Origin of the sequence: Paenibacillus agaridevorans (genome assembly GCF_003112455.1) — a bacterium.
GTDB lineage: Bacteria > Bacillota > Bacilli > Paenibacillales > Paenibacillaceae > Pristimantibacillus > Pristimantibacillus agaridevorans.
The window spans coordinates 126182-136611 of the sequence record NZ_BDQX01000430.1 but is presented as its reverse complement, the minus strand read 5'-3'; the positions used below and the strand labels follow the sequence as shown (position 1 = coordinate 136611).

Genomic DNA, 10430 nt, shown 5'->3' with positions numbered 1-10430 from the left:
GCTCCCCGGGAAGCCGAGCCGTTCGGACTTTACGGTCTGTGGGGGGGCGATTACCGGCTCGTGTGGAGTCATAACATGGCCAACGAGAATGTCCAGATGATGTATTGGCATGCTCAAGTAGGCGGGCTTGGCGAATTGACCCCCGCTCTCTTCCGCTATTACGAAGAGCTGATGGACGACTTCAAGGGCAACGCCCAAAAACTGTACGGCTGCGAAGGGATTTACATTCCCGCAGGGACGACGCCGGGGATCGGGGTGCCCAACCAGATCGTGCCCGTCATTCTGAATTGGACGGGAGCTGCCGGCTGGCTTGCCCGTCATTACGTCGAGCATTACCGGTTCTCGGGCGATCCGGATTTCCTGCGGGGGCAGCTCATCCCGTTCCTGCGGGAAGCGGTTCGTTTCTATGAAGACTTCCTTGTGACCGGCGAAGACGGATTGTATCGCATCTATCCGTCCGTCTCTCCGGAGAATACGCCGCTTAACTTTATGCCGCCGGAAGGCGTGGCGCTTGCGCATCCCATGCCCACTACGATTAATGCAACGATGGATGTCGCCATCTTGAAGGAGCTGCTTGGCAATCTTCTTGCGGTTTCTCGTCAGTCTGGCACGGCGACAAGGGCTGAGCATGAGAAGTGGAAGGGCATGCTCGATAAGCTTCCCGCATATCTCGTCAATGAGGACGGCGCCGTTCGGGAGTGGATCCACCCCGACTTTGACGACCGGTACGCGCATCGGCATCTATCCCACCTGTATCCGGTGTTTCCGGGCCAGGAAGTGTCGGGGGAGAGCGACCCGGAGCTATTCGAAGCCTTCAAGACAGCCGTGCGCAATCGTGAGCTGGGAGCGCAGAGCGGATGGTCGCTTGCGCATATGGCTTCGATTTATGCAAGGCTCGGCGATGGCGAGAGCGCAGTCGAGTGTCTGGATATTCTCGCACGTTCGAGCCTGCTGCCCAATTTGTTCACGCTTCACAATGACTGGAGGGGCATGGGCGTCTCCTTGAACATGGCTTCTGCCCCGGTGCAGCTTGATGCGAACATGGGGTGGGTGAACGCCGTGCAGGAGATGTTATTGCAGGTAGCGCCCGGCTTCGTTAAGCTGCTTCCCGCGCTGCCGGAGCGGTGGACGCGCGGCAAGATTTCGGGCTGGCGGTTCCATACGGGAGAGGTAGCCATGGAATGGGATCGTGAACGGGGACGTTTCCTTGCCGTGCTGTTGGCGGAGCGAGAAACGGAACTCGTCGTCAAAGTGCCTGAATGGGTCGGCGGGGTCCAGGTGACCGGAGGAGAATTCGGGTCGTCCGAGCTCGGAAGGTCGTACCTTGCTTTGCGGCTGGAACCGGGAATGTCGGCGAGGATCGTTTTCTAACGGCCCTGCATCTTAAGCTGCTGAATTTACAGGTTAACGTGCGGGTATACGGCAGGTTTTTGAACAGGTAGACTAGGCAGCGATATGAACTCCACCGAATGTTACATTCGGGGAGTTTTTTTGCATAGCGGGCCATGTTAGAGGTAAAAGACGTGATTATAACGGTCACAGCGCAATGCGGGAGCTTTGATGTCAAAATGTGCACGGTGTAAAAAAGTGTGCATTGTTCCGTATGACAGTGATGGAATATAGTGAAAAATATGTGCAGTCGATATTAACATCAACGGTATTCGAAAGCAGGGAGAATGGATTGAAGCCTAACCGGATTTTCGTCAAAATGATTTTTTCTTATTTGCCCATTTTTTACAGCGTCGTCGTTATCATCTTTGTTGTGTCCACCGTTCTGATCCACGAGTCCTCCCAGAAACAAACGTTGAAAACGAAACAAGCGCTCGCGAATCATGCAGTTGCCATCCTGGAGCAAACGTTCAAATCGATCGACGGCTCTGTCATTAATGAAATCGATCAAAACGAGGATTTGCGCAAATATTTGTATACGAAGGATCGGTTCGAAAAATATTATTACGCCAACAAAGTATCGGACGCATTTAATGCGCTCGTCGTCAACAATAAATGGATCAACAGCGTGTACTTGTACAGCATAGCGGACGAGACCGTCATCAGCTCGAGCATCTCAACCCGTGTCGAAGCGTTTGGCGACGAAGCGTTTATTCGCGCGCTGTCATCGGATACGTTTCCGGTCGGCTGGACGAACAAGAGAGAATACAAGGAACTGGAATACGATAGGCTCGTCAGCGTCTTTTCCATTGTTAAGCCATTTCCGCTGTTTACGGCAGAGAAGGGATATATCGTCGTCAACGTCAACGTTGGAACGGTGCAACAGCTTCTGAACGAGATGACAAATAGCGATGTCGGCAGTCTCAATCTATACGACAAAGAAGGCTTGCCGCTTTTTGGCGAGCAGGGGAAAGATATGTTGCTGGTCCGATCCGATTACTTGGGATGGTCCGTGGGCACTTCGATCGGGCAGTCCGGCTCGCTTGCATGGGCATCCACGATTTCCATGTGGTGGATCGTATTCGGCTTGTGTGCGGTTTTGATGGGAACATTGGCCATCATCTTCATTTCGTTCAAACAATCGAAGCCAATAGAAGAGATTTCCCGGCAAATATTAAGTTATGTGGACCAGGCGTTCGGCAAAAAAAAGAAAGACAGAAATGACGATTTTAAATTTATTCAATCCGCTTTGCAGCATTTGATTAAAGACTCCAGCCAATCGAAACAACATTTGAAGGAAAATATCAATTTCCGGCGACAGCAGCTGTTTCAGGAGCTGATGAACGCCGATGACGCCAATGCAAGACCACGCTGGTCGCAAGAGCTGCATGAGCTTGGACATTCTGGCGATTATGACGCAATCTCGATATTCGTCATCGAGATCGACAATTATAGCGTGTTCAGTTCGCGGTATGTAGAACGGGATCAGGATTTGATGAAATTCGCGATAAGCTGCGTCGTTAAGGAGGTATTCGAAGCTGAAGGCGTCGAGGTCTGGACGAATTGGATGAATCAGCAGCAGGCGGCGAGCATTGCTTTCCTGGGACGGGAGCATCTCCAAACGTTATCCGATTGTTGGCGAGAGCTTCAATCCTGGATCGGGCAAAACTTGAAGCTCACAGTCACGTTAGGCGTCACGGAAACGTTGGAGAATGCCGACCATCTGCATGTGTCGTTCCATAAAGCGTTGAACGCGCTCGATTACAAATCGGTTTACGGCAGCAATGCCGTTATCGCGTACGAAAATATTGACGCGAAAGGGCAAGGCGAGGTGTTCGAGCATTTGCTGGTCATTCGATCTATTGGCCATTCCTTCCGGGAAGGAGATCCGAAGTGGTCTTCTACGTTGGACGAGCTGATCGGAACGATGAGGGAAAGATCATACAGCCGTACGAATATTTCGAACCTGCTGCAATATTTGGTTTACCAGCTCTATAAGGATATTAGCGGCTTGCCTTTGCAAGGCGAGGATCCTATTAAACGGCTTAATGAGGCTGCGGATGCGGTCGAGACGATCGAAGACATCGAAGGACCGTTCAAGGCTGCCTTGGAGGAGTTGGCCGAGCGGATTTATGCGTTCCGGGGGAAACAGAGCAACAAAAGCATTGTATATGAGGCAAAAGCTTATATTGAAGATCATTATGACGATCCGGATTTATCGTTATCGATGCTCGGCGAGAAGTTTGAGATCCATTCCAGTTATCTTAGCCGTTTGTTTAAAGAAGAGTTTAACGAAAATTTTGTCGATATGCTGGCTCGCGTGCGAATTGAACGAGCGAAGGCGCTGCTAGAGAACAGTAACGATACGCTGCAGGAAATTGCCGCAAAAGTCGGGTATACGCATTATTTTTCGTTCAGCCGTGTGTTTAAAAAGCTGGAGAAAATGCCGGTTAGCCAATATCGCAAAATGATGGATTCGCAGTCAGACCACCTTTCTTGATAGCGGCCACATCATTTGCAATAGCGGATTTGCAGGCGTTATGGGGGCAAAAGATGTGCTTGCCCGCAAAAGGTGTTTATTGTGGCGGCCCCTGTTCTCTAATACAGTGGAGCCATCGCCGCTATCAAGCAGGGAGGCAAGATGGCCGCGCACACAATAAACCCGAGGGGGAAGCAGAAAAGATGAATAAAAAAGCGTTAACTCTAGCGACGTCACTCGCGCTGGTCGGAACGATCGTCGCGGGCTGCGGAAGCGACAACAATAGTGCAGGCGGAAACGGCAACGCTGGCACAGGCGGAGGAGACAAAGATCCCACCGTCACTCTGCGTCTTTTGACCACCAATCCACTCGTTGGCGAGGAGTCCATCGAGCTGTTCGAAGAACAAAACCCAGGCATCAAGGTCAATTATGAATACGTGCCGACGGCCGATTACTCCGCTAAATTCGCCGCTCTGGCAGCAGGCGGGGAAATCCCCGACGTGTTCTGGACGCAATCGGGTTTTTATACGGATCAGATCAAGCAAGGACTGGTGAAGGATCTATCCGAGGAAATGAAGACGAAGAACTATGAAGGCGATCAAGTATGGGAGGAGACGTTTATTCCGGCGCTGCTTGACAATGCGAGGAATGTCGTCAAGAAGGGGTTAGGCGAACGGGACAACTACGATTACGGCGTACCGTTCACGATGACGACGATCGCGGTTCTGTATGACAAAACGATCTTCGATCAATTGAATATTACTCCGCCTGCTACCTGGGACGAGTTTATGGCGAACAACGAAACGCTGAAGCAAGCCGGTTATACCGCTCTGTCGATGCATAACAACTGGATCGACTGGTACCCGCGTTTGTTCTGGGATCAATATACACGCGACGAATTGACGAGCAATCCGAACGCGTTCGAGGACGGTACGATGTCCTTCTCTAGCGAAAGCGTGAAGCAAGGATTGGTTTCGTTCAAGGAGCTGTGGGACAAAGGTTATTTCCCGAGCAACGGCATTACGGCAGAGCTCCAGGCGATGCAGCAAATGTTCGTGCAGCGCAAGCTTGGCCAATTTCTGATCGCGCCGGATAAACTGGAGTACATTATCAACAACGCGCCTAAAGAAATGTCGCTCGCAACGTATGCGCTGCCGGGCATTGCGGGCCTGCCGAGCCGCTCGCTCGGGGGATCCAGCAACGTATTTGCGGTAAGCGAGAAGACGGAGCATCCGGAGGAAGCTGTTCGTCTGCTTAAATTCATTACGTCCAAAACACATTTCTCGGAAGTAGATGCGCTTAAGTATTCGAATTCCGGCTTGAACAATATCGAAAGCGAGCCGGAGCTGGAGCAATTCCTGTCCGGTTTCACGAATGCGGCGGCCGGCGGCTTCAGTCCGGACATTCTCGTACCGACGACGATCAATACGCAGATCAGCACCGCGTTTAAGACCGATCTGCTTCCAAACTATTTGTTCGGGAAGATCAGTCTGGACGAAATAACCGAACAATTGCAGAAGTTGTACGAGGAAACAACCAAGAACTAGCAACCGGGCAAGGCGATTGGCATGCTAAACCTTGTCAATCGCCTTTTTCGTTTTGCGCGCGGCTTTCTAGAAAGGTGTGATTGAAATGGTTAAACCCAAGCATGGCTTCTGGTCGCAAATTCGCGAAAGTGTGCCGGCTTACCTTCTTGTTCTCCCAACCTTTGCGGTATTTTGCGTATTCCTGTACATTCCGTTCGTCAAGGCGCTGCGCATTAGCACGTTTAAATTCAACGGCATCGGAGATCTGACCGATTACGTCGGCTTTGCTAACTATTGGAGAGTGTTACAGGACGAAAAATTTTATTCCGCTTTTTGGAATACGTTCAAGCTAATCGGCGTAGACTCTCTGTTTTCGATCGGCACAGGTTTTTTGCTGGCGTTCGTGCTGTACAAGGGGATCAAGCTAAAGAGGTTTTTTAATACGGCTTTGTTTATCCCCTACTTGATCTCGATGGTCGTCATCGGGAGCATCTGGCGGATCATCTATGATCCGACGATCGGGCCGCTGAACCAGTTCCTGGAAGCGATCGGGCTGGCAGAATGGGCACAGCCCTGGCTGTCCAACGAGCATACGGCGTTGCCGGCCATTATGCTCACCTGGATCTGGCATACGATCCCGTTCAATATGCTTATTATTTACGCGAATCTGATGACGATGCCGGGAGATTTCCTGGAAGCGGCCGAGATGGACGGCGCGACTCCGTTGCAGAAGCTGCGCTACATCATCTTGCCTTACTTGCTGCCGACCTTCGGCACATTGTTGCTGCTGACGGTGACAACCGATCTTAAGGCGTTCGACATGGTTTGGGTAATGACGCAAGGCGGACCGGGAGGCGCATCGGAGGTTATTACTTCCTATGTCTATCGCAAAGCGTTCTCCACCCAGGATTTCGGAACCGCCACCGCCGCTTCGGTCATTATGATGCTGGTGATGGTCACGATCATGATCGTTGCGCAATTGGCCGGAAGGATGGGGGGCAAAGGACGATGAAGAGGCGCATAAAAATAGGGCAATCTATCGTGTTTTTACTCGTCGCTATGTATTCGGTAATTTCGTTAAATCCGCTTATCTGGGCCATTTTGCAGTCGTTTAAGACGGAAGGCGAGTTTCTGAACAGCATATGGTCGCTTCCATCCAGTCTCAGCTTCTCGAATTACGAGACGGCCTTTCAGAAAGGGAACCTCTCGGAATATTTCTGGAATACGGTGCGCAATACCGCTGCGACGTTAGTCGTCGATTTGGTGTTTATTACGTTAGCCGGCTTTGCCTTCGCCAAGATGAGGATGAAGTTCAAAAAAGGTTTATATGGACTGATTTTAATCAACTTATTGATTCCGACGCCTATTATTTTACTTCCAATGTACTTGCTTGTACTGGATTTGAACATTCAAAATACGTTGGCGGCTATCGTATTTCCTTATTACCAGGGTTTCGCCCCGCTTGGCTTGATTCTGATCACCAATTATTTCCGAAACATTCCGGACGAAGTTATCGAGTCTGCGAGAATCGACGGCTGCAACACGGCCCAAATTTTGATCAAAATGATCGTGCCGCTGGCGATGCCGATCTTGAGCACGCTGATGGTGCTCGGCGGTATGAGCGCTTGGAACGAATTTATGTGGGCGCTGATCTCGATCAGCGACTCGTCGCAATATACGCTGTCTGTCGGCATCTCTACGCTAAACGACAAAACGTCCATACTTGGTTATACGCCGGTATTCGCCGCGCTGTCCGTTAGCGCCATCGTCTTTATTATCATCTATCTGCTGGCGCAAAGAGCGTTCGTGCAATCCATTACTGCGGGAGCCGTAAAAGGTTAGGGGGAAAAACGATGTTGTATCCAAAACTGCCGTTCGACAAAAATACGTTCCGGAGTCCGCCTGCCGCCTATCGGGGCGCCCCGTTCTGGGCGTGGAACACCAAGCTGGATCGCGACCAGGTGCTGGAGCAGATCGATCAATTTCCCGCGATGGGCATGGGAGGATTCCAAATCCATACGCGAGTAGGCCTCGATACCGAATATTTGGGTTCGGAATATATGGATATGGTAAAGCTGTGCGTCGAGCAGGCTGAGGAAAAAGGGCTGTTATGCTGGCTGTATGACGAGGACCGATGGCCTTCGGGTTATGGCGGAGGTTTCGTCACGAGGAATGCGGAGCATCGGAGCAAATACGTCGTCTGGACGCCCTTGCGGCAAAGCGAACGCGAGATCGTGCCGGGCAACTTCGATTCCTGTGCCGCCGTAGCGGCGAATGGTCAAGGAACATGGCTGACGTCGTACCGAATATTTCTGGATGAAGAAGGGTATCTAAGCAGCTATGAGCCTTGCGACGAGGATGCCCGAGCAACAGACGGAGAGACCATTTGGCATGCTTATTTGGAGACGGGGCAGGACAGTCCTTGGTTTAATAACCAGGCCTATGTCGATACGCTAAGCAAGGAGGCCATCCGCCGGTTCGTCGAGGTGACTCACGAACGTTATTACGAGGCGGTCGGACAACATTTCGGCACGACCGTGCCGGCGATGTTTACGGACGAGCCCCAGTTCCCTCATAAACAATTTCTTGGCTACGCAACGGCGAAGCAGGATGTCATCGTGCCTTATACAACCGACTTCGACGAAACCTACCGGCAGCAATACGGCGAAAGTTTGATTGCGCGGCTGCCCGAATTGTTCTGGGAGCGACGCGACGGCGAAGTATCCGTCGCCCGGTACCGGTATCATAACCATATCGCGGAACGTTTTGCGCAAGCCTTTGCGGACCAGATCGGCGAATGGTGCGAAGGACATGGCCTTATGTTATGCGGGCACATGATGGAAGAACCTACGTTGCATTCGCAGACCAAGGCGCTTGGAGAAGCGATGCGCAGCCTGCGCAGCTTCCATCTTCCGGGCATCGACATGTTATGCGATCAGCGCGAATACAGCACCGCCAAGCAAGCCCAGAGCATCGCGCACCAATACGGCCGCGAAGGCGTATTAAGCGAGCTCTACGGGGTGACGAACTGGGATTTCGACTTTAGGAAACATAAGCTGCAGGGAGACTGGATGGCCGCTTTGGGCGTGACCGTCCGCGTTCATCATCTGACATGGATGAGCATGGGCGGAGAAGCGAAGCGGGATTACCCGGCTTCGATCGGCATGCAATCGCCGTGGTATAAGAAATACGCTTTGATCGAGGATCATTTTGCCCGCATTCATACGGTTATGACCCGGGGCAGGGCTATGGTTAGAGTAGGCGTCATCCATCCGGTGGAATCGTATTGGCTGTATTACGGTCCCAACAATCATACGAATCTGGTGCGGGAGCAATTGGAGTCGAACTTCAAGAACGTAACCGAATGGCTGCTTTTCGGGATGCTCGACTACGATTATATCTCGGAATCGTTGATTCCTTCGCTTGAAGCGGGCGCCAAGCTCGGCGAGATGGAATACGACGTCATTGTCGTTCCGGGCTGCAAGACGATCCGCGGCACGACGTTGGCTTTCTTGAATCGAATGAGGGAGCTGGGCAAGGAGATCGTGTTCGCCGGAGAAGTGCCGAAGTTCGTCGACGCGATGCCCGATGAGGCCCCCGCACGGCTGGCGGCGGACTGCACCAGGGTCCCGCTGTCCAAACATGAACTGCTCCAAGCGCTCGAGGCTTACAGGACGATCGATATCCGGTACGATGGCCCCAAGTTTCTCAAGAAACCGAATCACAAAAAAAATTGGGACGGCGAGCGTTCGGACAAATACGTATATCAGATGCGCAGCGAAGGAGAGGAGCGTTGGCTCTTGATTGCCAACGGCAGAGCCGAGGCGAACGAGGATCTTGTATCGGAGGATCAAGTGCTGATCACAATCGCGGGTGAATGGAAGGCGGAGCTTCTCGATACCCTCTCAGGTGATTTGCATCCTATCGAGACCGGTTACGGGGACGGTTTTACTGTTCTAAAGCGGAGGATGTATGCCCACGACAGCCTGTTGCTGCATCTTGTTCCGGAATCAGACTCAAAATATGGCGAAAACTCGGAGGAGCAATCAAGACAAGCCTCACGGGTATTGGAAGAACGTAATCTGTTCGACGTGCCGGTCGAAATCCGTCTGGAGGAAGACAACGTGCTGCTGCTCGACTTGGCAGAATATCGTCTGAACGGAGGGGCCTGGCAGCGTACGGAGGAGCTCCTGCGCATCGATAATCTTTGCCGCGCGATTGTTGGGTACCCGGAACGAAAGGCGGCGCTGGCGCAGCCATGGGCTCAGGAAGCGTCGTTCGTCGGCGAAGTCCCAACGCTAGAACTCAGGTTTACGGTGCATTCGGACATCCGCTGCGAGAACGCCGGCCTGGCTTTGGAGAATATCGATGGGACGGATATTATCGTAAATGGCATTAAGCTGAGCAAGGAGAAGCAAGGTTATTACGTGGACCGCTCCATTGAGATATGCAAGCTTCCCCCGCTTGAGCCGGGAGAGAATACGATCGTATTAAGCCTGCCTTTCGGACGCAAGACGAATGTCGAAGCCTGTTATTTGCTCGGCTCCTTCCTCGTGGAGACGGCCGGCGCAAGATCCAGAATCGTTGCTCCGTCAGCCGACGGCTACTTCGGATCGCTGACGCAACAAGGCATGCCGTTCTACGGCGGCAACGCCTTCTATGCGTTCGAGCTTGAGCTTGAGCAAGGCGGCTATGAACTTCAGGTTACGAAGTTCAGAGCTCCGCTCCTGGAAGTGTATGTTGACGGGAAGCCGATCGGAGAGATACTATTCTCGCCGTACGTTGTCCAGTTCGACATTGATGAGCCTGGCGTACATCGCATCGAAATCAAAGCTTACGGAAGCCGGATCAATACATTCGGCACGGTGCATAACTGCGATGAGCGAGAGGTGTATTTCGACCCTAATGCCTGGAGAACCGTCGAAGACGGTTGGGCTTACGAATATCAATTAAAGGACACCGGGATCGGCAAGGCTCCCGTGCTCAGACGAATCGTGCAGAACCATTCCAGTCATGGAACGAAAGGATTGTGAGTC

The 10430-nt window shown here is 52.1% G+C and carries 6 protein-coding genes; all 6 read left to right on the top strand.

Features of this window, described 5'->3' with window-relative positions; translation table 11 throughout:
• Positions 1–1371, top strand: a 1371-nt coding sequence (locus PAT3040_RS39335; protein WP_373863995.1) for a glycosyl hydrolase family 95 catalytic domain-containing protein, incomplete at its 5' end; no start/stop codon positions are given.
• Between the two features lie 232 nt (positions 1372–1603).
• Positions 1604–3889 (top strand): AraC family transcriptional regulator, encoded by a 2286-nt coding sequence (locus PAT3040_RS32770; RefSeq protein WP_108995971.1) that lies wholly within the window; start codon positions 1604–1606, stop codon positions 3887–3889.
• 182 nt (positions 3890–4071) lie between these two features.
• Positions 4072–5415: an ABC transporter substrate-binding protein gene (locus tag PAT3040_RS32765; protein ID WP_181376986.1), complete on the top strand. Its 1344-nt coding sequence runs from the start codon at positions 4072–4074 to the stop codon at positions 5413–5415.
• Positions 5416–5500: 85 nt separating this feature from the next.
• The gene (locus PAT3040_RS32760) at positions 5501–6406 is read left to right on the top strand and encodes a carbohydrate ABC transporter permease (RefSeq protein WP_108995969.1); all 906 of its coding nucleotides are present in this window, start codon (positions 5501–5503) and stop codon (positions 6404–6406) included.
• Positions 6403–7236: a carbohydrate ABC transporter permease gene (locus PAT3040_RS32755; RefSeq protein ID WP_108995968.1), complete on the top strand. Its 834-nt coding sequence runs from the start codon at positions 6403–6405 to the stop codon at positions 7234–7236. The genes PAT3040_RS32760 and PAT3040_RS32755 overlap by 4 nt, the downstream gene beginning before the upstream one ends.
• An 11-nt stretch (positions 7237–7247) precedes the next feature.
• The gene (locus PAT3040_RS32750) at positions 7248–10427 is read left to right on the top strand and encodes a hypothetical protein (RefSeq protein WP_108995967.1); all 3180 of its coding nucleotides are present in this window, start codon (positions 7248–7250) and stop codon (positions 10425–10427) included.
• Positions 10428–10430: the final 3 nt, after the last annotated feature.

Bases quoted from the DNA above. Each gene is read 5' to 3' on its own strand.
- PAT3040_RS32770 (WP_108995971.1), top strand. From the start codon at position 1,604: ATGACAGTGATGGAATATAGTGAAAAATATGTGCAGTCGATATTAACA.
- PAT3040_RS32765 (WP_181376986.1), top strand. From the start codon at position 4,072: ATGAATAAAAAAGCGTTAACTCTAGCGACGTCACTCGCGCTGGTCGGA.
- PAT3040_RS32760 (WP_108995969.1), top strand. From the start codon at position 5,501: ATGGTTAAACCCAAGCATGGCTTCTGGTCGCAAATTCGCGAAAGTGTG.
- PAT3040_RS32755 (WP_108995968.1), top strand. From the start codon at position 6,403: ATGAAGAGGCGCATAAAAATAGGGCAATCTATCGTGTTTTTACTCGTC.
- PAT3040_RS32750 (WP_108995967.1), top strand. From the start codon at position 7,248: ATGTTGTATCCAAAACTGCCGTTCGACAAAAATACGTTCCGGAGTCCG.